Origin of the sequence: Tatumella ptyseos ATCC 33301 (assembly GCF_000735525.1) — a bacterium.
In the GTDB taxonomy this organism is placed as follows: Bacteria; Pseudomonadota; Gammaproteobacteria; order Enterobacterales; family Enterobacteriaceae; genus Tatumella; species Tatumella ptyseos.
In genome coordinates, this window is the sequence record NZ_JMPR01000014.1 from 1 (window position 1) to 23,247 (window position 23,247).

Consider the following 23,247-nt stretch of genomic DNA (forward strand, 5'->3'; position numbering starts at 1 on the left):
CGCTGATAATAAAAAGCTCCTCCGGTTTCCCGGTTATCAGCTCTGAGCCGGTTCCGCCCGTCATACGTACAGTAGTTTCAGTTGCCGCATGGCGGCGGCCGGGGTTCGGCGCTGCGGATAGCGCCCCAAAACCTGCTATCCGGGCAGTGGTTCCCGTGTTTAGTCTTTTAAAATACGAAAAATTTCTTCTTATCTGATGCTTGCACCGTTGCCCGGTCGCCCGCGGCGGATTACAGGTAGCAAGCCTTACTACAAAGCGAACGGAATATTCACCGTGCTGAGATGAAAAACAACGGACGAACTTATTACCCACAAACCAGAGACAAAAATCTTATCCGCTTTTCCGCGGATGTCTGCGACGGATTACAGGCAGCATGCCCGACAATAAAGCGAACGGAACACTCACCGTGCTGAAATGGAAAAACAACGGACGAACTTATTACCCACAAACCTGAGACAAAAATCCCCGGTTTACCCCGGTCCCACACCCGGTTTTCCCCGCCCCCCCTCGATCAGCCCGTGAAAAAGTGGCGATCCCGGAGATTCCGGCGTATGTTAATCCTCAAAGTTATCAACAAGTACCGTAACAATACCCGGAATTAACTTAATTTACGCTTCATTACCCGTAATACCGGATAGCAGGAAGAGTGTATTACTATATACTTTAAATACTTAACAGCACCCTCCCCGGAGAATCTCTTGCGAGTTCAGCGCTCCCTTACCATTAAACAAATGACTACGGTTTCTGCCGTAGCAATATTGGTTGTCTGTATTTTTATTGCGGTGCAATTATTTCATTTTGTTCAGCAACGCATTACAGAATACGCGCAGCAAATGGAAAATATTGCTCATACCATCCGGCAGCCACTGGCTGAGGCGGTGCTGAAAGCCGATATTCCTGCGGCAGAGCAGCTACTGAATACGCTGAAACCCGCAGGTATTCTGGGCCGCGCTGATATTCTGCTCCCTGATAAATTGCAGGCCCTGCATGTGGATTTCACCGGGCAGCGGTCCGTTCCGCCATTGATGGCCCGGATTTTCCGGCTACCGGTCAGGATCTCCGTACCGTTATATCCTGCAGAACAGGCCGGATTGCCGAAACCTCTGGCCTGGCTGGTACTGGAGGCTGATAACGGCCGGGTCTATCAGTTTGTGATCAGCACATTGTCCACTATGGTGATCACATATCTGCTACTGGCTCTGGTGCTGTCCATTACTGTTAGCTGGTTCATAAACCGCCTGATGGTGCATCCGTTACGCAGCATTTGTCAGCAGCTCCAGGATAAAAGCGGAAAGAACGGTAATAATAATCGCCTGCATCTTCCGCAGGGACACAATGATGATGAAATCGGGGTACTGGTACGTTGTATCAATCAGAATCAGTCATTAATGGCGTCCATTAATAATGAAGTAGAGCGGCTGAATACCCATTTCAAACTGACGGATTTACCTAACCGCACGCTGTTTCTGGCACTACTGGACCAGTATCTGAATCAGACAAAAACCGGTCAGGCGGTAGCGTTAGTGGTGGTTCGTATTGATGTGCTCCCGGATATACTGACACCGAAAAATAAAGACACACTCCAGTTACTGGTAGCACGTAAGCTGCGTCGGGCGATGGGAACGCGGGGTATCCTCTCGCAATTGTCAGACAGTGATTTTGTACTGTTTTACGAACACTCCGTTCAGCCTCTTCGATTAATGCGTCAGGCACAATTACTGATGGAAGAGCTGACACAGCCGTTAAATCTTCAGAATGTTCCGCTACGGCCTGCGGTGAGTATCGGACTGGCGGTGATGGAGGAGGAACAGCTCAAAGCTGCAGAGTTTCTGGAGCGCGGTATTTCGGCGATGACCTCTGCCGGTCAGGAAGGTATCAATCAGATCCGGTTCTTCGACCCCGCAGTGGCGGAACGAGCCCGACTGAGAATGTCGCAGTTCCACGATATATTACAGGGGATCCACAATAAAGAATATGCGCTCTACCTTCAGCCACAGGTGAATATGGATACCGGTGCGCTGGCGGGTGCCGAGGCTTTATTGCGTATCCGCCGTGATGACGGCCAGTATACTCTGCCGGAAGACTTTATCACCACGGCTGAAGATATCGGTGTTATGCCTGAAATCGGGCGCTGGGTCTTTGAAGAGGCCTGCCGGATCCTTAATGTCTGGCAGTCACACGGAATTACATTGCCATTGAGCGTCAACACGTCGGCACTGCAATTACAGGATCCGTCGATGGTCAGCCATTTACAGAATTTACTGAGTAGCCTGAAAGTTAATCCGGGCAGCTTTGTCCTGGAACTGACCGAGACCGCCAAAATTTCGGATACCGAAAGGGCAATGGAACTTCTCCGTCCGATTGAAAAAACCGGTGTCTCCGTCGTACTGGATGACTTTGGTATGGGGTACTCTAATCTTCATTATCTGCACCAGTTCCGTTCATTACCGGTACGGCGTCTGAAGCTTGATCGCAGCTTTGTCAGTGCGTTGCCCGCAGATGATACTATGGTACGCATCGTTTCTTCGATTGCCGGCATTATGCAACTGGATGTTATTGCCGAAGGTGTTGAAACGGTTGAACAGCGGGACTGGCTGATTGATCGTGGGATCCATATTGCTCAGGGTTATCTTTATGCACCGGCATTGTCGGAGCAGGAATTTAATAAACGCTGGCTGAACTTACCCGGCAGTGCGCCGGACACTCCGTAATTTTACGAGGAACGTGATGTGGCCGGACTGAGCCAGGAGAGGCCGGGTAAAAATATTGTGGTGACACCGGATTGTGTCGCTCCGGTGCTGGCGACGAGGTAGGGGCCATGGGAGCACAGGGAGCCACAGAGGTAAATTGAGACATTCTTTGTACAAAAAAGCTGCCTGAAAGCAGGAAGTGATCTTCTCTGATCAACTTTTTCGATGAATCCCCGCTTTTTCCTTGCCGCCCTTGCGGACTTTTGCATAATAATGCCCGAAATTTTCTGAATATTTTTTTTTCTGTTGCTGCGTGACATCCTGTTTTTTCTGCGGTCAAAAAAGCGATGATCTATTTAAAACAGGCTCAGCTATGGCTGAGTAATGCGTATCGCACTGAATTACCTGTGAAAATAATATTTTCACCATTTGAAATTAGGGGTTCACATGCAGGGCACCAAACTTTTGCACTGGATGGGCGGAATTATCTTTGCCGCCACCAGTTTTACGTTGCATGCCGAGGCCCTTCAGCCAGATCCTGCCTGGCAGCAAGGGAAACTGAAAAACGGATTCGGCTGGCAGGTGCTTTCAACACCGCAACGTCCGTCAGATGATGTAGAACTACGGCTGGTGATTGAAAATGGTTCGCTGAACGAAAATACGTCGCAGACCGGTTACAGCCATCTCCTGACACGTATCGCACTGGTGCATAATACGGCGATAACACCTGCCCGACAGCGTGAAATATGGCAGCACAGTATCAGTAAGCAGGGCGCATTACCGCCAGCAATTACGTCCTACGACTACACGCAATATAACCTGAGTCTGCCCGTTAACCGGCCAGACCTGATGAAAGATGCGCTGCAATGGCTGGCAGCCACGGCGGGGAATATGTCCATTGACCCGCAGATAGTGAATACCGCCGAAACCGCCTCGGATCCAACCAGCACCTGGCCTGCGAATCCGTCCTCAGCCTGGTGGCGTTACCGGTTGAAAGGGTCGGTGTTATTAGCTCATGATCCTCAGGTCAGTGCCGCCACACCGGTCAATGTTCCCGCGCTGAGTCATTTCTACCATCAGTGGTATACCCCGGATGCAATGACGTTATATGTGGTCGGGAATGTCGATAGCCGGGCAATATCTGAACAGATCGGTAAAGCATTCGGTTCGCTGAAAGGCAGGCGCAGTATTCCGGCACCGATGGCCATATTACCCCCACTGACTGATCAGGCAGTGGGCCTGGCGGATGATGAGCGTGCCACAGACAGATTATCGCTGATTTGGGATATGCCCTGGTCACCGATTACGGACTCACAGACTTTACAGCAGTACTGGCTGGAAGATTTAGCCCGTGAGGTGCTTTACTGGCATCTGCATCCGGCCGCTGGTGATAACGCGGAGCCTGATGCGGTGTTCGGCCTGGACTGCCGGGTCTATTATCAGCGTGCACAGTGCGGACTAAATATCGATACTTCCGGGGATCATCTGTCAGGACAACTGACGCGGGTAGCGAACGATTTTGTGACGCTACGCGATAAAGGTTTGTCTCAGACCGAATTTGATCATCTGATGACGGCAAAACTGGCTGAACTCAATACGTTGTACGCGACCTATGCCAGAACCGGCACTGATATTCTGGTGGCTCAGCGGTTGCGTTCACAGCAAAATTCGGTGGTGGATATTTCACCGGAACAGTACCAGCGTTTACGGCAGGCATTTTTAGCCGGTCTGACCGCGGAGACATTAAATCACCAACTCCATATATTGCTTTCGCAGCCCTTTACCATGGTGCTGGTACAACCAAAGAAGGAGCCAGCGATTCAGGTAAATAGTCTGCGGAAAACGTTTGATGATATTGTCACTCCTGACCTGAACGACACCACACTTCCGGTCGTTACAGCGACATCCGCGGCCTCCTCCTGACGGGGGAGCAGAGCACTGTGGCGCTGATCAGTGACTGATCAACTACGCCACAGGACTTTGATGATATGGTAACCAAAGCTGGTTTTTACCGGGCCATAAGGGGTCAGTAGCGGGCAGGAAAATACGGCTTTATCAAATGCCGGCACCATCTGACCGCGACGAAATTCACCCAATTCACCGCCTTTCCGGCCGGAGGGGCAGGTGGAGTGTTTTTTCGCCAGTTGCTGAAAGCTGGCTCCTTTTTGCAGGCGCAGTAATAATTCCCTGGCCTGTGCTTCTTCTTTAACCAGAATATGTAATGCGGCGGCTGTCTTTGCCATATCTCGACTCCCTGAATCTGAGATGTGTATACTTGCCGCCTTATATACCATCCTTTAAGCCACAAACAGAGCGATTTCTTATGCGTTTAAACCCCGGTCAGCAGCATGCCGTCGGGTATGTTACCGGTCCTTGTCTGGTGCTGGCGGGAGCCGGTTCCGGCAAAACTCGTGTGATCACCAACAAAATTGCCCACCTTATTCGGGAGTGCGGTTATCAGGCCCGGCATATCGCCGCGGTGACCTTTACCAACAAAGCCTCGCGGGAAATGAAAGAGCGTGTGGCGCAGACTCTTGGCCGGAAAGAAGCCCGGGGATTATTTATCTCGACCTTCCATACCCTGGGGCTGGAGATCATTAAGCGTGAATATGCCGCGCTGGGAATGAAATCGAACTTCTCCCTGTTTGATGATCAGGACCAGATGGCGCTTTTGAAAGAGCTGACCCGCCCCTGGCTGGAAGAGGACAAGGCATTACTGCAGCAACTGATTTCGACGATCTCCAACTGGAAGAATGATCTGATTGATCCTGCAGGGGCTTCTGATCGCGCCCGCGGCGAACAGGAGACTATTTTTGCACACTGTTACCAGTTGTATGACCAGCATTTGCGAGCCTGCAATGTGCTGGATTTTGATGATCTGATCCTGCTGCCAACGCTTTTACTACAGCGTAATGAGCAGGTCAGAGAGCGCTGGCAGCAGCGTATCCGCTATCTGCTGGTCGATGAGTATCAGGATACCAATACCAGCCAGTATCAGCTGGTCAAATTACTGGTCGGTTCCCGGGCCCGGTTCACGGTGGTGGGTGACGATGACCAATCCATATATTCCTGGCGAGGAGCCAGGCCACAGAACCTGGTGCTGCTGAAACAGGATTTTCCGGCCCTGGAAGTGATCAAGCTGGAACAGAATTACCGATCTTCCCAGCGCATACTGCGTTCTGCCAATATTCTTATTGCTAATAATCCGCATGTGTTTGAGAAAAAGCTGTTCTCTGAACTCGGGGAAGGGAGCCTGCTGAAAGTTATTACCGCCAATAATGAAGATCACGAAGCGGAAAGAGTCACCGGGGAGTTGATTGCCCATCACTTTATCAACAAAACCCACTACCGGGATTATGCCATTCTGTACCGGGGGAATCATCAGTCACGGGTATTTGAAAAGTTGCTGATGCAAAACCGTATTCCCTACCGGATTTCCGGCGGGACGTCTTTCTTCTCCCGTCCCGAAATTAAGGATATTCTGGCTTACCTGAGGGTATTAACGAATCCGGAAGATGACAGTGCATTTCTGAGAATTGTGAATACGCCGCGCCGTGAAATTGGCCCGGCGACGCTGCAAAAACTGGGTGAATGGGCCGGGATACGGAATAAGAGCTTATTCCATGCCAGCTTTGATCTCGGGCTGGGTGAGCGCTTACCTGCCCGCAGCCTGGAGCATTTACAGCGCTTTACCCATTGGGTGAACTCGCTGGTTACTCTCAGTGAACGGGAGCCGGTCGCTGCAGTCCGTGACCTGATCCACGGTATTGATTACGAAAGCTGGTTATATGAAAGCTCGGCCAGCCCGAAAGCCGCGGAAATGCGGATGAAAAACGTGAATACTCTGTTCCGCTGGATGACAGAAATGCTGGAAGGCACGGATCTGGATGAGCCGATGACGCTGACTCAGGTGGTCACCCGTTTTACCCTGCGCGATATGATGGAACGGGGAGAAAGCGATGATGAGCAGGATCAGGTGCAACTGATGACCTTGCATGCTTCAAAAGGCCTGGAATTCCCTTATGTGTATCTGGTCGGGATGGAAGAAGGGTTACTGCCGCATCAGAGCAGTATCGACGAGCAGAATATCGAAGAAGAACGGCGACTGGCGTATGTGGGAATTACCCGGGCACAAAAAGAGCTGACGTTTACTCTGTGCCGCGAGCGTCGCCAGTACGGGGAACAGATGCGTCCGGAACCCAGCCGCTTCCTGCTCGAATTACCGCAGGACGATTTAGTGTGGGAAGGGGAACGTAAAAAAATGAGTAGTGAAGAGCGTATGGTCAATAGCCGGAGCCGGGTGGCAGGTTTACGCGCTATGCTTGAGCAGTCCAAAAAGCAGAGTGGCTGAGTGTACCGGCCCTTCAGGGCCGGTATTGCCGCTTAGTTCAGTGAGAGTGTCCAGTGGACATAACTCTGATAATGACATTCCTGTTCCAGAAACTCTGCACGTAGCGGGTGGGCTTCCAGCCAGCCCTCAGGCAGGGTCAGATGCATCTCTTCATCATCAGCCTGTAGCCTGACCGCGGGTAACGTATTGTCACGACGCCGGCTGGAAAAGATGATCGCCAGTCTCAGCAATCGACAAATCCGTTCTGCCAGGCGGGGCGGCAAAGCATTCTGTCGGGTCAGGAGTGCCAGATCAATGCTTCCCTGCTGGTTTTCCAGTAAGGAGGAGAGCAGGTTTTTCTGTGCCGGCGTAAAGCCCGGGAGATCGAGCGAGCGGACCAGATACGCCGAATGACGCGGAGCCTGGCGGTGGTCAACACTAAGGCCTATTTCATGAATAGCACAGGCACTCAGCAATAACTCGCGGCAGCGGGCATCCAGTTTCCAGCTCTGGCTGACCTGACGGAAAAAAACCTCAGCCAGTTGCTCTACGCGCGTTGCCTGTTCGGCATCGATAGAAAAACGGTTCTGGATGTTATGTAAGGTCCGGGTGCGGATATCTTTATCGATAGGCAGGTTCAGCATACCGTAGACCAGCCCTTCACGCAGAGCACCTCCGGCCAGGGTCATGCTGTCTATCTGCAGCTCACGGAAAATGGCAATCAGGATGGACAAACCACTGGGGAAAACCAGCGCACGTTCCAGTGTCAGCCCTTCAATTTCCAGCTCTTCAAGTTTACCGCACTGAATAGCCCGCTGTTTCAACTGCAGCAGTTTGTTCAGGGTGATCTGTTCATCCATCCCCTGAGCGACCATGATTTCCTGCAGTGCCTGAACCGTACCTGAAGCGCCGACGCAGATTTTCCAGCCGTGTTCGCGTAATACGGCGGCTACGTCGCGGACTTTGTCCTGCGCCGCGAGCTCTGCACGCTCAAAATTGGCTTTGGTCAGGCAGCGATCGGTAAAGTAGCGCTCAAGCCAGGTGACACAGCCCATGGACAGGCTGAACAATGCTGTCGCTTCTGCCCCTGAGCCTGTCACCAGTTCGGTACTGCCGCCCCCGATATCGACGACCAGACGCTGATCAGGTCCCCCGGTGGTATGGGCGACCCCCTGATAGATAAGACGGGCTTCTTCTTCGCCGCTGATGACCTCGACAGGGCATCCCAGAATATCCTCTGCCACCGACAGAAACTGCTGCGCATTCGTCGCCAGACGCAGGGTAGCGGTTGCCACCACACGGATTTGGCTGACGGGAATATCCTGGAGTTGTTCTGCAAATAAGCGCAAACATTGCCAGCCCCGGGCCATGGCCTCGTCAGAAAGATGATTTTCCTGACTCAGTCCGGTCGCCAGGCGCACCTTACGTTTGATCCTGGCAACGGTCTGGATGCTGCCGGAAATACCGCGCACCACCAGCATATGAAAACTGTTAGAACCTAAATCAATAGCAGCATAAAGTGATGATGCGCTCTGCATGGCTGACTTAACCTGAACGTTTGCGGTTGTTGTTGCGTGGAGGCCCGTTTCGACGATTATTATTACTGCTCCTGCGGCTGTTATTTGCCGGACGGCGTGCCAGGCGTTTAGGGGCAGGTAAATCCGTCAATAAAGCTTCACTGTTATACTTACTGACCGGGATATTATGGCCAATGTACTCTTCAATGGCTGGCAGGTTAAGCGCATATTCTTCACACGCGAGGCTGATAGAATGTCCGCTGGCACCGGCACGCCCGGTACGGCCTATACGGTGAACGTAATCTTCACGGTCATCCGGCAGGTCATAGTTAAACACATGCGTCACTTCCGGGATATGTAATCCACGGGCGGCAACATCGGTTGCGACCAGAATATCCAGGTTCCCTTTAGTAAAGTCTTCCAGAATACGCAGACGTTTTTTCTGTGGTACATCACCGGTTAACAGTCCGACACGGTGGCCATCTGCCGCCAGGTGCCCCCAGACATCCTCACAACGATGTTTGGTATTGGCAAAAATAATGGCGCGATCAGGCCACTCTTCTTCGACCAGTGATTGCAGCAAGCGCATTTTCTCTTCGTTAGACGGGTAGAAAAGCTCTTCTTTTATGCGGTGACCTGTTTTCTGTTCAGGTTCAACTTCGACATATTCTGCATTGTTCATATGTTCAAATGCCAGTTCACGCACACGCCATGACAGGGTCGCGGAAAACAGCATATTCAGTCGCTGAGAGGCCGCAGGCATACGGCGGAATAACCAGCGAATATCTTTAATAAAGCCCAGATCAAACATCCGATCGGCTTCATCGAGCACGACAACCTGGATAGCGCTCAGGTCGATGTAGTTCTGTTTGGCATAATCAATCAGTCGGCCGGTGGTGCCAATCAGGATATCAACACCCTGTTCCAGAACTTTCAGCTGTTTATCGTAACCGTCGCCGCCATAGGCAAGACCCAGGCGTAGTCCGGTGCTCTGTGCCAGGGGTTCTGCATCGGCATGGATCTGCACCGCAAGTTCGCGGGTCGGAGCCATGATTAATGCCCGTGGCTGATTCACTTTTCGGCCTTCTGCGGCCGGGTGAGAGAGTAAATAATGGAACGTTGACGTCAGAAACGCCATCGTTTTCCCCGTACCGGTTTGCGCCTGACCCGCGATATCACGCCCTGAAAGGGTGTACGGCAGTGCGAGTGCCTGAATCGGTGTACAGTATTGAAATCCTTTACTATCAAGGGCTTTCACTACCTGAGAGTGCAGCGCGAAGTCGGAAAACTTCTTTTCTGTTAAGTGTGTTTTGCTCATAGTGTGGTAGAATATCAGCTTAATGTCGCTTTACGAAAGCGTATCCAATGAAATAAAGTCAACTTACGTTGATACATTTTACGCCAATTCACCAGGCATAATTTTGTGGAGCAAAACATGAGCAGCGATAAAATTGTTCACTTGACCGATGACAGTTTCGAAACCGACGTGCTGAAAGCGGAAGGTGTGACACTGGTAGATTTCTGGGCTGAATGGTGTGGTCCTTGCAAAATGATCGCGCCAATCCTTGATGAAGTCGCGGAAGAATATCAGGGCAAACTGACGGTTGCTAAACTGAATATCGATGATAACCCGGGCACAGCCCCTAAATACGGTATTCGTGGTATCCCGACGTTACTGTTATTTAAAAATGGTGAAGTTGCTGCGACGAAGGTCGGGGCGTTATCCAAAGGTCAGCTGAAAGAATTCCTGAACGCTAATCTGGGTTAAGATCAAAACAGACGTCGGTGGTGGCTTATTTTTGTGCTATCACTGGACGTCTGCTTTTTGTCGTGTTAAGTTAATCCCACTGCATTACGCTCTTACCAGTAGTCAGAATCTAAGATTTCCTGTTGTTAAGCCGGTCTGTGTATCCGTCAGAGTGGGTTAGCAATCCGGTGGTTTACCACCACGTCGTATTAAGGCCGTCTCGTCATAGATTGTCTCTTTTTATTGATGACTTCCTTGCCGGACTCCTGGTTAACATATTTCTATTTACAGGTTACAGGCTGGATTTCCTGCCATACCACTCATGACTAACATTTCGAGTAATACCCCGAGTCAAGAACCCATCACTATGAATCTTACCGAATTAAAAAATACGCCGGTGTCTGAGCTGATTACACTCGGCGAAAATATGGGGTTGGAAAACCTCGCGCGTATGCGCAAACAGGACATCATTTTTGCCATTCTTAAGCAGCACGCGAAAAGTGGTGAAGACATCTTTGGTGATGGTGTTCTGGAAATCCTGCAGGATGGCTTTGGTTTCCTGCGTTCTGCGGACAGCTCTTACCTTGCCGGTCCGGATGATATTTATGTATCGCCGAGCCAGATCCGTCGCTTTAACCTGCGTACGGGTGACACCATCGCCGGGAAAATACGCCCGCCGAAAGAAGGTGAACGCTACTTTGCTCTGCTGAAAGTCAACGAAGTTAACTACGACAAACCTGAAAACGCCCGCAATAAAATCCTGTTCGAAAACCTTACCCCGCTGCATGCCAACAATCGTCTGCGTATGGAACGCGGTAATGGGTCGACCGAAGATATCACTGCACGTGTTCTGGACCTGGCTTCGCCAATTGGTCGCGGACAGCGTGGTCTTATCGTCGCGCCACCGAAAGCAGGTAAGACCATGTTGCTGCAGAACATCGCGCAGAGCATTGCCTACAATCATCCTGATTGTGAGCTGATGGTACTGCTTATCGATGAACGTCCGGAAGAAGTGACGGAGATGCAGCGTCTGGTCAAAGGTGAAGTCGTTGCTTCGACTTTCGATGAGCCAGCGTCTCGCCACGTTCAGGTGGCAGAAATGGTTATCGAGAAAGCCAAACGCCTGGTTGAGCACAAGAAGGATGTCATCATCCTGCTGGACTCCATCACTCGTCTGGCCCGTGCCTATAACACCGTGGTGCCAGCGTCCGGTAAAGTTCTGACCGGGGGTGTGGATGCGAATGCGTTACACCGTCCGAAACGTTTCTTTGGTGCTGCCCGTAACGTAGAAGAGGGCGGAAGCCTGACGATTATCGCTACCGCTCTGGTGGATACCGGCTCTAAAATGGATGAAGTTATCTATGAAGAGTTTAAAGGTACCGGTAATATGGAACTGCATCTGTCACGTAAAATTGCAGAAAAACGTGTGTTCCCGGCCATTGATTACAATCGTTCAGGTACCCGTAAAGAAGAGTTACTGACGACGCCTGAAGAGCTACAGAAAATGTGGATCCTGCGTAAAATTATCCACCCGATGGGTGAGATTGATGCGATGGAATTCCTGATCAACAAACTTGCGATGACTAAAACGAACGAAGAATTCTTCGATATGATGAAACGTTCGTAAAATAACGTTTTGTTCCGTTTATAGGAATTTGTTGAAAGTAGTAAAACGCCACGTCTTTACGTGGCGTTTTTATTGCACAGGTTATAGCATTAACAGGGACAGGGATATTTGTGACGGAGCCACATATGCAGACCACATCTGCGAAGAATGTCGCCAGCAGCACAGAACTCACTCTCTGAATTAAGGTAAAAACATCAGGGATTTTTTTATCGTAGTGAGAATTCTAACTGAGAGCGTTTAATGTGAATTTACTCGAGATGAGTTCTGAACTGTGTCTGACTTTTCTTTTCTCGCTGGGATTTTTATTTTTTGCCCGCAAGCTGGCGAAAAAAGTAGGACTGGTGGATAGGCCGGATTACCGGAAACGTCATCAGGGAGCTATTCCTCTGGTCGGCGGGATCTCGGTTTTTGCCGGCATCTGTTTTGCCCTTCTGCTGACGAACAGCTATCAGCCGCACGCCACGCTATACCTCTGCTGCGCAGGTGTATTGGTGCTGGTGGGAGCGCTGGATGACCGGTTCGATATCAGTGTCAAACTACGTGCGCTGGTACAGGCAGTCATTGCTATTATGATGATGGCCGGAGCAGACCACTATCTGATAAGTTTTGGCTTTGTCATTGGTCCCATCGAACTCAGTGTCGGGCCTTTCGGCTATTTGCTGACACTCTTTGCTGTCTGGGCGGCGATCAATGCCTTCAATATGGTCGATGGTATTGACGGTCTGCTGGGCGGACTGTCGAGCGTCAGTTTCTGTGCATTAGGGATTATCCTTTTCCTGAAAGGGGAACTCAGCCTGGCGTTTTGGTGCTTTGCGATGATTGCCGCCACACTGCCTTATATCTTACTCAACCTCGGGTTACTCGGCCGACGCTATAAAGTGTTTATGGGCGATGCCGGCAGTACGATGATTGGTTTTACGATTATCTGGATACTGCTCGAAGCAACTCAGGGCCCGATGCATGATATCCGGCCGGTCACCGCGCTCTGGATCATCGCTATTCCGTTAATGGATATGGTGGCCATTATGTATCGCCGTTTACATAAAGGGATGAGTCCGTTTTCTGCCGATCGCCAACATATCCATCACCTTATCATGCGTGCCGGATTCAGTTCCCGTCAGGCATTTTTATTGATCACTCTGTCTGCTGCGATACTCGCCGCTATCGGGGTCATGGGGGAGTATCTCTCTGTCCCGGAATGGGGAATGATGGCGTTATTTCTGGTGGCTTTTTCAGGCTACGGCTATTGCCTGCGGCATGCCTGGCGGGTGGCCAGACTTATCCGCCGGCAGAAACGTCGCTGGCATAGCCTGCATAATGATCGTAACGATCGGGATTAACCCGGGTCTCCCCGGTAATAAGGACTGACCTGTATGACTTCATCTGTTGAAAATGAACTGGATATTGCGCTGTTATTCAGGCGGCTGTGGCGGGGAAAAATCCTGATCACCGGTATGGCTTTGGCTGGCGTGTTACTGGCCGCGGGTTATGCACACTGGGCAAGACAGGTCTGGAGCTCAACGGCGATTGTTGACCGGCCACAACTGAGTCAGTTGGCCGTTTATTACGACCAGCGGCAACTGCTGACACTGCTGGAAGGGGACAACTCATCGGCGCTGAATGCTTCTGCCGTCTGTGATGAGGTTTATCAGGAATTTCTGTTACAGCTCTCCTCCTGGGACAGTCGTCGTGATTTCTGGCGTCGTTCAGATTATTTCCTCGATAAAGTGAAGGCGCATCCTGACCGGCAGGCCAGGATCCTTGACCGGCTGATCAGTGATATCCGCTTTCAGCCAGCAGATGCGGCCCGAGGGACCCATGATACGGTGGTACTGCTGGCTGATAATGCGGCGGCTTCCAGCCGCTTACTGAGCGACTATGTCCGCTTTGCCAGTCAGCGGGCGGTCAATGTGCTGAACAGTAATTTACGGGAAGAATGGCAAAGTCAGTGGCGGGCAAACCAGATCCGGTCGGTAAAATCACCGGCAGCCGCAGACACGAGGACGCCCCCGGCATCGTCAGTCTCGCCGGTAACACCGTTAGGCGCTGAGCCCCGATTGTCGGAAGATATCCGCACATGGCGTTATTTACGTTCCCCTGAGCCCCCCGTCAGCCGTGAAAGCCCGCGTCTGATGCTGCTCATGGTGCTGTGGGGTGTGACCGGGGCGATCGCGGGTGCGATCATTGCGATTAGTCGTCGTCAGGTGACCTGATGGTGGCAGATAAACCGCTCGATCCGAAAGGAGCCGTTGTGAAAGTACTGACAGTGTTCGGCACGCGTCCGGAAGCCATAAAAATGGCTCCCCTGGTTACCGCACTGGCCGGTGATGAGCAGATTGAATCACGCTTATGTGTGACGGCGCAGCACCGTGAAATGCTTGACCAGGTATTACGTTTATTCCGGCTGCAACCGGATTACGATCTCGATATCATGCGGCCCGGCCAGGATTTGACCGCCATTACCTGCCGTATCCTGCAAGGTCTGCAACAGGTACTGGCAGAGTTTCGCCCTGATATTCTTCTGGTGCATGGAGATACGACCACGACTATGGCCGCCAGTCTGGCCGCCTATTATCAGCGGATTCCGGTCGGCCATATCGAGGCCGGATTGCGTACCGGTGATCTGTTTTCTCCCTGGCCCGAAGAGGGTAACCGCAAAATTACCGGGCACCTGGCCCGCTTTCATTTTGCGCCTACCGACTGTTCGCGTGAGAACCTGTTGCGGGAAAACATTCCCGCAGACCGGATCTTTGTGACCGGCAACACGGTCATTGATGCGTTATTGTCGGTAAGAGCCAAAATTCTCGGAGACAGCACGCTGGAGCAACAACTGGCGGCACGATACCCCTTTCTCAACCCGGAACAACCGATGATACTGGTCACCGGCCACCGCAGAGAAAGCTTTGGTCAGGGGTTTGAGCGGATTTGCAGTGCGCTGGCCGAACTGGCTGTCCGGCATCCGGAGGTTCAGATAGTGTATCCGGTGCATCTTAATCCGAATGTCAGTGCACCGGTCAGACGGATCCTCGGGGATATCACCAATATTTTCCTGATAGAGCCACAGGATTACTTACCTTTTGTCTGGCTGATGAACCGTGCACGGTTGATCCTGACAGATTCCGGCGGGATTCAGGAAGAAGCTCCCGCACTGGGCATCCCGGTACTGGTGATGCGTGAGACGACGGAGCGTCCTGAAGCGGTTGCGGCAGGAACAGTGCGACTGGTCGGTACGGATATCACGAAGATTGTGGAGCAGGCATCCTTATTATTACAGGATGCTGCTCACCGCCAGACCATGAGCGGGGCACATAATCCGTATGGCGACGGTACCGCCTGTCAGCAAATTATAAAAATATTAAAACAGCACAGAGTAACGTTATGAGTTTTGGAACGATTTCTGTTGTCGGCCTCGGCTATATCGGCCTGCCAACGGCGGCAGTTTTTGCCTCTGAGAAACAAAAAGTGATTGGTATCGATGTGAACCCGCGCACCGTTGATATCATCAATCGCGGTAATATCCATATTATCGAACCGGATCTTGATCAGGTTGTGGCCCGGGCCGTCCGCGACGGCTATTTACGGGCAGCAGTAACACCGGAGCCGGCAGATGCCTTTCTCATCGCCGTGCCGACGCCTTTTGCTCAGGATCATCAGCCGGATTTACGTTATGTCCGTGCTGCGGCAGAGTCCATTGCCGGGGTGCTGAAAAAAGGTGATCTGGTGATCCTGGAATCGACCTCACCGGTCGGTACCACGGGCCAGCTTGCCGGGTGGCTCGCTGCGCTACGGCCTGATTTGGTCTTTCCGCCGCAGAGTGAACAGCCGGATATTCACATTGCCTATTGTCCCGAGCGGGTGCTGCCCGGAAAAATCATGACGGAACTGGTCAATAATGACCGGGTCGTAGGGGGAATGACTGAACGATGTGCTGAACGCGCCTGTGAGCTATACCGCCTGTTTCTGAAAGGAGAATGTGTCAGGACCGACGACCGTACCGCAGAAATGTGCAAGCTGACTGAAAACAGTTTCCGCGATGTTAATATTGCCTTTGCTAATGAGCTTTCCATGATTTGTGATGAACAACAGATCAATGTCTGGCAACTGATCGCACTGGCTAACCGGCATCCCCGGGTCAATATTCTGCAGCCGGGGCCCGGGGTAGGCGGCCACTGTATCGCCGTTGACCCGTGGTTTATTGTGGCACAAAACCCGCAACAGGCCCGTCTTATCCGTACGGCCAGGGAAGTGAATGACAGTAAACCGCAATGGGTACTTAACCAGGTAAAACAGCAACTGGCAGACTGCCTGAATGCTACCGGCAAGCGTGCCGCGGACATCCGCATCGCCTGTTTCGGGCTGGCCTTTAAAGCCAACATTGATGATTTACGTGAAAGCCCGGCACTGCATGTGGCGGAGATGATCAGTGACTGGCATCAGGGAGAGGTACTGGTGGTGGAACCACATATTGATACCGTTCCGGACACGTTAGCGGGCAAAGTGACGCTGGCTGACAGTACCCACGCCCTGCAGCACGCAGATATCCTGGTTATGCTGGTGGATCATCAACAGTTCCTGCACATTGACCCGGCGCTGCTCGCTGATCGGCACAGAGTAGATACCCGGGGCATCTGGGGATAAACCTGAACGCAAACAAACAGGGAGTGCAGATGCTAATCAACGGCAGTATTTCTTTTCTCGAATGGGAATCTGAATTTTTCGGTAGCCGGATAGGCCGGTTTACGCCAGGTGGCGATCAGACGCTGCCGGCGGAGGTGATGCAGCAATATCACCTGTTACAGGCCAGAGTCAGCGCAGAGGATTACGAAAGTCTCGGTACGTTAAACCGTCTTGGTTTCCGGCTGGCAGAAGGTGAAGCTTCTCTGGTGATGACGCTCAGGCAAACCGCCCGCCAGACCGGTGTGCGTATCGCACGGCCGGGACAGATCCCGGAGTTACGCCAGGCGGCGGGTAGTGCCTTTCTGCAAAGCCGCTTTCGTGCCCCGTGGTTTAACGAGGATGACTGCCGGCGATTTTACGCCCAATGGATTGAAAATGCCGTGAAGGGCACTTTCGATGATCAGTGCCTGGTCGCCTGTGATGCACAGGGGCGGCTGGAAGGATTTGTTTCAGTCCGTGAAACCGGAGAGCAGGCGCGTATTGGTCTGCTCGCTGTTTTACCTGATGCCCGGGGGAAAGGCGTCGGCCAGCGTTTGTTGTTTGCCGCGGCCGACCGGGGGCGGGTAAGGGGTGTCACGCAGCTACATATTACGACGCAGCTTAGTAACCTGGCAGCAATGCGGCTCTATCTTCGTAGCGGTGCGCGGCTGGAAAATACGGCATATTGGCTATACAGGAAAACAGATGATCCCCTTTAATTCTCCTCCGGTAACAGGCAGTGAAATTGACTATATGCGCTCGGCAATGGAAAGCGGAAAGCTGAGCGGCGATGGCGGGTTTACCCGACGCTGCCAGCAATGGATGGAGCAGCAGTCCGGGAGCCATAAGGTGCTGCTGACTCCTTCCTGTACGGCTTCGCTGGAAATGGCAGCACTGCTGATTAATATTGTGCCGGGCGATGAAGTCATCATGCCGAGTTATACCTTCGTCTCCACCGCGAATGCGTTTGTCCTGCGCGGTGCGCGCATCGTCTTTGTCGATATTCGTCCGGATACTCTTAATATTGACGAAACGCGGGTTGAAGCGGCAATCACCGATAAAACCCGGGCAATAGTGGTGGTCCATTATGCCGGTGTCCCCTGTGAAATGGATGCCCTTGTCCGGCTGACCGAAAAACATAAACTCTATCTGATAGAGGATGCTGCTCAGGGGGTCATGTCTGCTTATCAAGGGCGGCCGTTAGGCTCTATCGGACATATCGGGTGTTTCAGTTTCCATGAAACCAAAAATTATACTGCCGGCGGAGAGGGGGGGGCGACGCTGATTAATGATCCTGAACTGGTCGCACGTGCCGAAATCATCCGGGAAAAAGGAACCAATCGTAGTCAGTTTTTCCGCGGGCAGACAGACAAATATACCTGGCGTGACCTGGGATCCAGTTACCTGATGTCGGATTTACAGGCAGCCTATTTGTGGGCTCAGCTGGAATCTGCGGAGCAGATTAATCAGCGGCGTCTGGCATTGTGGAATAATTATTATTCGGCCCTGCAACCTTTGGCCCGTCAGGGGCGTCTGACATTACCGGTAGTGCCGGAAGGGTGTACCCACAATGCCCATATGTTTTATATCCTGCTTGAAGACAATGACACCCGGGAGAGGCTTATTGCCTGGATGAAAGAAGCCGAGATTCTGGCGGTATTTCACTATATTCCGTTGCACAGTTCTCCGGCCGGGGAACAGTTCGGACGTTTCCACGGGGAAGATCGTTACACCACTTTACAGAGTGAACGATTGCTGCGGTTACCACTGTTTTACAATCTGACAGATAACAATCAGAAGACGGTTATCAGCTCACTGATGAGTTTCTTTCGCTGATGTCACTGGCTAGAGCCTCCCTCTGGACGTCATTATCCACACTGACCAAAATTCTGTGCGGACTACTGGTGGTCAAATTACTGGCGGTCAGTTATGGCCCGGCAGGGATTGGGCTGGCAGGAAACTTCCGGCAACTGATCACCGTTCTGGGAGTGATGGCCGGTGCCGGCATTTTTAATGGCGTCACACGATTCACTGCAGAGTATCAGCAGCAACCGGAAAAGCTACGCGCACTGACGGCCACCTCTTCGGCTATCGTATCGGGGGCTTCTCTTTTACTGGCCTTCGTACTGCTGCTGGCCGCCGCCCCGATCAGTGAGATGCTTTTCGGGAATGAACAGTACCGCCAGGTGATCCGGATTGTCGCTTTTCTGCAGGCCGGTATTGCCTGGGCAAACCTGCTGCAGGCTCAACTGAAAGGCTTCCGTGATGCCAGGGGCAATGCGCTGGTGGTTGCCGGGGGCAGCCTGCTGGGGGTGGGGGGGTATCTGCTGAGCTGGCTGGCCGGAGGCTATTCCGGAGCGTTGGTCGGGCTGGCTCTGGTGCCGGCGGTAACCCTTCTCCCGGCGACAGGGATGCTGAAGGGCAGAACGCCGCTTCAGTGGCACTGGTTTGTTCCGCGCTGGCATCCGCAGATGGCTGCGCAATTATTCCGCTATACCTTGATGGCAATGATGACGGCGCTGACGTTACCGGTGGCCTGGATTATGATGCGTAACCTGCTGGCGGCGCATGCGGGATGGCAGGAAGTCGGTTTATGGCAGGGAGTGAGCAGTATTTCAGATGCCTGGCTGCAATTTATCACTGCAACCTTCAGTGTCTGGTTGTTACCAACGCTGGCCCGGCTGACCCGCAAACAGGATGTTGCCAGGGAAATAGGGCGGGCATTACGCTTTGTATTGCCGGTCGTCGCTGCTGTGGCGATCATGGTCTGGCTGCTGCGTGATGTGGCGATTTGGCTGCTATTTTCACCGAAGTTCAGCGCAATGCGCGATCTGTTCGTCTGGCAACTGACCGGAGATTTCTTCAAGGTCGGTGCTTACGTATTCGGTTACCTGGTGATTGCCAGAGCTTCCCTGCGTTTTTATCTTCTCACCGAGGTCAGTCAGTTTGTTCTGCTGATGGCCAGCGCATACTGGCTGATCCCGGCCCATGGGGTTACCGGCGCAGTACAGGCTTATGCACTGAGTTATATGATTTATTTTGCCCTGTGCGGGGCGGTATTTTTGTTTTGGTATCGAAAATGACGACATTGATTCATCTGCTTGGCGCAGATATTCCCCATCATAACCTGACGTTGCTCCGTTTCTTTAATGATCAACTGGCAGCGCAGGTCCCGGCGGCACAGGCACGGAAATTTATGGTGGTCTCTTCTGCCCCGGAGTCGCTGGCTGAATTCACTTCGCTGGAACTACAGGTTTTTGCCGATAAAAAAAGCCTCGCACAGGCTGTGGTGAAGCTGGCCGCGGATCGTCGCTACCGTTTTTTCTGTCACGGACAGTTTAACCCCTGGCTATGGCTGGCATTACTCAGCGGGAAAATTGCCCGTCATCAATTGTACTGGCATATCTGGGGAGCAGACCTCTATGAGGACTCCCGTCAGCTTCGCTTCCGGCTGTTTTATCTTCTGCGCCGCAGAGCCAGGAAACGGGTCGCCGGAGTTTGGGCAACACGGGGAGATATCAGCTACTTTCACCAGAGGGTGCCCTCCGTACCTGCTTCATTGCTCTATTTCCCGGCCAGAATGCCGGCGAATGCAGAGAGAAAGACCTCTGCAGATAACACTCAACCGCTGACGATTTTACTGGGCAACTCAGGAGACCCGACAAATCGCCATGAACAGGCTCTGGCAGAGATCCATCGGCAGTTTGGCGCGAATGTCCGGGTGATGGTACCGATGGGGTATCCGGCAGGTAATCAGTCTTATATCGCGCGTATAAAGGCAGTGGCTGAGCAGTATTTTCCGGACGGGCAAGTCAGTGTATTAACGGAAAATATGGATTTCCCTGCCTATCAGAGCATGCTGGAGCGTTGCCAGCTGGGTTATTTTATTTTTCAACGTCAACAGGGCATTGGTACTTTGTGTTTATTAATTGAAAAAAATATTCCGTTCGTTGTCAGCCGGGAAAACCCGTTCTGGCGTGATCTGACGGAACAGAAACTCCCGGTCCTTTTCCAGGGGGATACACTGACTCTGCCGGTGATTGATGAAGCCCGCCGGCAGCTGGAAAGCTGTGATAAATCCGCCATCGCTTTCCTTTCTCCGGGCTATCTTAAGGGCTGGTGCGAGCTGTTACATGTGCTGGGATCCGGGGAGGAAGTATGAGCCTGTTACAGTTTTCCGGTCTCGCTACCGTGTATCTTCTTTGTCTGAGCTTTGTGCTGATACTGACCTGGAAAGAGTTCCGGCGCGTGCGGTTTAATTTCCACCTGTTTTTCTCTCTGCTTTTTTTACTGACATTTTATTTCGGGTTCCCGCTAACCAGTTTACTGGTGTTTTGCTTTAATGCCCCGGTTGTGCCCCCGGAATATCTGTTACAGGCAATACTCTCTGCTACCGGGTTCTATAGCCTCTATTACCTGACATATAAAGTGAAATTACGCCGGGACGGGCCGTCAGAGGTTCCGGCATTACTGAGAATGAATCGGGTAGAGACGCTTATCCTCTGCGGTTTACTGGCATTAATTGCCATTGGCACCGTAGCTGTTTTCTTTATGCATAATGGTTTTTTACTGTTCAGGCTCAGCTCCTACAGCCAGATCTTTTCCGGTAAGGTTTCCGGGGTCGCACTGAAACGATTTTTCTATTTCTTTATCCCTGCGATGCTTATCGTTTATTTTCTGAAGCCGACACGGAAAAACTGGATGATCTTTCTGGTGTATACCGTGGGGTTCGGGGTGCTGACATATCTGATTGTCGGCGGTACGCGGGCCAATATCATTATTGCCTTTGCCCTGTTTCTGTTTATCGGTATTACCCGTGGCTGGATTAACCTGACGACGCTGATTTCGGCCGGGATTTTATCGGTAGTCGCGATGTTCTGGCTGGCACTTCGACGTTATAACCTCCAGGTATCGGGGTCAGAAGCTTTCTACACTTTTCTCTACCTTACCCGTGATACTTTCTCACCGTGGGAAAATCTGGGGTTATTACTCAGCAACTACCACCGGATAGAGTTTCAGGGACTGGCTCCGATGTGGCGTGACTTCTATGTCTTTATCCCTGGCTGGTTATGGCATGGTCGTCCGGCCACGGTACTGAACAGTGCTAATTACTTTACCTGGGATGTGCTGCACAATCATTCCGGGCTGGCTATTTCCCCGACACTGATAGGTTCGCTGGTGGTGATGGGCGGAGCCTGGTTGCTGGCTCCCGGTGCGGTTGTTGTCGGACTGATTATCAAAGGTTTCGATGCTATCTACCGACAGGCGCAGCAGGAGAAAAACCGTTATACCGCTGCGGTACTGAACAGTTTTTGCTTCGGTGCTATTTTTAACATGATAGTACTGGCCCGCGAGGGGCTGGATGCCTTTGGCTCCCGGATTGTTTTCTTTAGTGTTATTTTTCTTTTTTCTTTACTGGTGGCTAAAACGGTTTTCTGGTTCCTGAAGAGTTCAGGCGTGATCCGTGACCGTACTATAACGGAAGCAGATGCCGTGTTAGCTATCAAAAATCAGTAATTGCAGGACAATAAGTACATGAGTTATTCGTTCGCGAAGCCGCCCTACAGTATACGGGGGGTACCCCTGTATGGTTTTAGCTCCCTCAGTGAGTTCACGGATTTTCTGTTACCTCCGCAGCATCCCCGTTGCGGGATGCTGGTAGCGATTAATGCAGAAAAAATTCTGACGGCAGAACAGGATCCACAGTTGCAGGCTATTTTATCTGCGTCAGAATTTAATTATGCAGACGGCATCAGTATTGTCCGTTCTATACGGAAGAAATATCCGGGCAGTAAAGTGACCCGCATTGCCGGTGTCGACCTCTGGTATGCACTGATGCAATCTGCGGGTCAGCAACGCATCCCTGTTTTTCTGGTTGGCGGGCAGGCAGAGGTACTGGAGTACACCTGCGATAAACTCCGGCAGCAGTGGGCCGTGCCGGTGGCTGGCACACAGGACGGCTATTTTACTGAACAGCAAACAGAGGGCGTGATCCGTGCAATCGCCGGGAGCGGGGCAAAGATAGTGACAGTGGCTATGGGCTCTCCGCGTCAGGAGCTTTTTATTCGCCGTTGCCGTGAAATTTATCCTGATGCCCTCTATATGGGGGTAGGCGGGACTTATGATGTGTTCAGCGGTCGGGTTAAGCGTGCGCCTCTGTTATGGCAGAAAATGGGACTGGAGTGGTTATACCGGCTGATTAAGCAACCTTCACGCTGGCGCAGACAACTCAGACTCCTCCGTTACCAAAAGTATCACTGGCTGGGAAAATTATGAGTCAGTAGCCGTATTGCGGTGGATTATTGTTCTTTGTGATGGATCTTCGCTCAAACTGTGCATTCAGTAAGCAAATGAATTTTTTTATTTAAAAAGCACTAGACAGGATCACCTCAAACCCGTAATATCCGCATCCGCAACGGCGCTAAGCGCCCGTAGCTCAGCTGGATAGAGCGCTGCCCTCCGGAGGCAGAGGTCTCAGGTTCGAATCCTGTCGGGCGCGCCATTTGGTTTATGCGCAAGAGCTGCGGTGGTTTACCGCGAGAGTAGTAAAGATGTTTTTGGCATCGTTGTAGTAAGAAAGATATGGTGGCTATAGCTCAGTTGGTAGAGCCCTGGATTGTGATTCCAGTTGTCGTGGGTTCGAGTCCCATTAGCCACCCCATTTTTTGCTGGTTATGCG

General features: G+C 51.9%; 18 protein-coding genes and 2 tRNA genes. 17 read left to right on the forward strand and 3 right to left on the reverse strand.

Annotated features, from left to right (window positions below; translation table 11 throughout):
• Positions 1 to 699: 699 nt before the first annotated feature.
• Together hmsP and GTPT_RS03800 are read left to right on the forward strand one after the other, a co-directional pair.
• Complete coding sequence (gene hmsP, locus GTPT_RS03795) at positions 700 to 2,712, forward strand: biofilm formation regulator HmsP (RefSeq protein WP_029991731.1); 2,013 nt, start codon at positions 700 to 702, stop codon at positions 2,710 to 2,712.
• A 426-nt stretch (positions 2,713 to 3,138) separates the two neighbouring features.
• Positions 3,139 to 4,614, forward strand: coding sequence for an insulinase family protein (locus tag GTPT_RS03800; RefSeq protein ID WP_051170976.1), 1,476 nt, complete (start codon positions 3,139 to 3,141; stop codon positions 4,612 to 4,614).
• 38 nt (positions 4,615 to 4,652) lie between these two features.
• On the opposite strand, the gene ppiC is transcribed toward GTPT_RS03800, so the two are convergent.
• Positions 4,653 to 4,934 (reverse strand): peptidylprolyl isomerase PpiC, encoded by a 282-nt coding sequence (gene ppiC, locus GTPT_RS03805; RefSeq protein WP_025904142.1) that lies wholly within the window; start codon positions 4,932 to 4,934, stop codon positions 4,653 to 4,655.
• 80 nt (positions 4,935 to 5,014) lie between these two features.
• On the opposite strand from ppiC, the gene rep reads away from it, so the two are divergent.
• Positions 5,015 to 7,042 carry a DNA helicase Rep gene (rep, locus tag GTPT_RS03810; protein ID WP_029991729.1) on the forward strand — a complete coding sequence of 676 codons (2,028 nt, stop codon included), beginning with the start codon at positions 5,015 to 5,017 and terminating at the stop codon, positions 7,040 to 7,042.
• 32 nt (positions 7,043 to 7,074) lie between these two features.
• Here the strand turns inward: rep and gppA are convergent, their stop codons facing one another.
• Positions 7,075 to 8,559: a guanosine-5'-triphosphate,3'-diphosphate diphosphatase gene (gene gppA / locus GTPT_RS03815; RefSeq protein WP_029991728.1), complete on the reverse strand. Its 1,485-nt coding sequence runs from the start codon at positions 8,557 to 8,559 to the stop codon at positions 7,075 to 7,077.
• Between the two features lie 7 nt (positions 8,560 to 8,566).
• On the reverse strand, positions 8,567 to 9,856 hold the full coding sequence (rhlB, locus tag GTPT_RS03820) for an ATP-dependent RNA helicase RhlB (protein ID WP_025904145.1): 1,290 nt from the start codon (positions 9,854 to 9,856) through the stop codon (positions 8,567 to 8,569).
• Positions 9,857 to 9,973: 117 nt separating this feature from the next.
• Here rhlB and trxA point away from each other — a divergent pair, with 117 nt between their 5' ends.
• The 14 genes from trxA (at position 9,974) to GTPT_RS03890 (ending at position 23,229) form a co-directional block, all read left to right on the forward strand.
• The gene (gene trxA, locus GTPT_RS03825) at positions 9,974 to 10,306 is read left to right on the forward strand and encodes a thioredoxin TrxA (protein WP_025904146.1); all 333 of its coding nucleotides are present in this window, start codon (positions 9,974 to 9,976) and stop codon (positions 10,304 to 10,306) included.
• Between the two features lie 346 nt (positions 10,307 to 10,652).
• A complete protein-coding gene (gene rho / locus GTPT_RS03830; RefSeq protein ID WP_025904147.1) occupies positions 10,653 to 11,912 on the forward strand; it encodes a transcription termination factor Rho in 1,260 nt (419 codons plus the stop codon).
• Positions 11,913 to 12,169: 257 nt separating this feature from the next.
• The gene (wecA, locus tag GTPT_RS03835; protein WP_025904148.1) at positions 12,170 to 13,252 is read left to right on the forward strand and encodes a UDP-N-acetylglucosamine--undecaprenyl-phosphate N-acetylglucosaminephosphotransferase; all 1,083 of its coding nucleotides are present in this window, start codon (positions 12,170 to 12,172) and stop codon (positions 13,250 to 13,252) included.
• Positions 13,253 to 13,285: 33 nt separating this feature from the next.
• Complete coding sequence (locus GTPT_RS03840; RefSeq protein ID WP_025904149.1) at positions 13,286 to 14,125, forward strand: Wzz/FepE/Etk N-terminal domain-containing protein; 840 nt, start codon at positions 13,286 to 13,288, stop codon at positions 14,123 to 14,125.
• A 38-nt stretch (positions 14,126 to 14,163) separates the two neighbouring features.
• Positions 14,164 to 15,294, forward strand: coding sequence for a non-hydrolyzing UDP-N-acetylglucosamine 2-epimerase (gene wecB / locus GTPT_RS03845; protein ID WP_025904150.1), 1,131 nt, complete (start codon positions 14,164 to 14,166; stop codon positions 15,292 to 15,294).
• The gene (gene wecC / locus GTPT_RS03850) at positions 15,291 to 16,550 is read left to right on the forward strand and encodes a UDP-N-acetyl-D-mannosamine dehydrogenase (RefSeq protein ID WP_029991726.1); all 1,260 of its coding nucleotides are present in this window, start codon (positions 15,291 to 15,293) and stop codon (positions 16,548 to 16,550) included. Before wecB ends, wecC begins: the two co-directional genes overlap by 4 nt.
• A 29-nt stretch (positions 16,551 to 16,579) precedes the next feature.
• Positions 16,580 to 17,287: a dTDP-4-amino-4,6-dideoxy-D-galactose acyltransferase gene (gene rffC, locus GTPT_RS03855; RefSeq protein WP_025904152.1), complete on the forward strand. Its 708-nt coding sequence runs from the start codon at positions 16,580 to 16,582 to the stop codon at positions 17,285 to 17,287.
• On the forward strand, positions 17,274 to 18,404 hold the full coding sequence (rffA, locus tag GTPT_RS03860) for a dTDP-4-amino-4,6-dideoxygalactose transaminase (protein ID WP_025904153.1): 1,131 nt from the start codon (positions 17,274 to 17,276) through the stop codon (positions 18,402 to 18,404). Before rffC ends, rffA begins: the two co-directional genes overlap by 14 nt.
• Positions 18,404 to 19,651: a lipid III flippase WzxE gene (gene wzxE / locus GTPT_RS03865; RefSeq protein WP_029991725.1), complete on the forward strand. Its 1,248-nt coding sequence runs from the start codon at positions 18,404 to 18,406 to the stop codon at positions 19,649 to 19,651. Before rffA ends, wzxE begins: the two co-directional genes overlap by 1 nt.
• Positions 19,648 to 20,730: a TDP-N-acetylfucosamine:lipid II N-acetylfucosaminyltransferase gene (gene wecF, locus GTPT_RS03870; RefSeq protein ID WP_029991724.1), complete on the forward strand. Its 1,083-nt coding sequence runs from the start codon at positions 19,648 to 19,650 to the stop codon at positions 20,728 to 20,730. The genes wzxE and wecF overlap by 4 nt, the downstream gene beginning before the upstream one ends.
• Positions 20,727 to 22,085 carry an ECA oligosaccharide polymerase gene (wzyE, locus tag GTPT_RS03875; RefSeq protein ID WP_029991723.1) on the forward strand — a complete coding sequence of 453 codons (1,359 nt, stop codon included), beginning with the start codon at positions 20,727 to 20,729 and terminating at the stop codon, positions 22,083 to 22,085. Before wecF ends, wzyE begins: the two co-directional genes overlap by 4 nt.
• Positions 22,086 to 22,103: 18 nt before the next feature.
• On the forward strand, positions 22,104 to 22,844 hold the full coding sequence (gene wecG, locus GTPT_RS03880; protein WP_029991722.1) for a lipopolysaccharide N-acetylmannosaminouronosyltransferase: 741 nt from the start codon (positions 22,104 to 22,106) through the stop codon (positions 22,842 to 22,844).
• 149 nt (positions 22,845 to 22,993) lie between these two features.
• Positions 22,994 to 23,070 (forward strand) — tRNA-Arg (locus tag GTPT_RS03885).
• Between the two features lie 83 nt (positions 23,071 to 23,153).
• A tRNA-His gene (locus tag GTPT_RS03890) sits at positions 23,154 to 23,229 on the forward strand.
• Positions 23,230 to 23,247 lie beyond the last annotated feature (18 nt).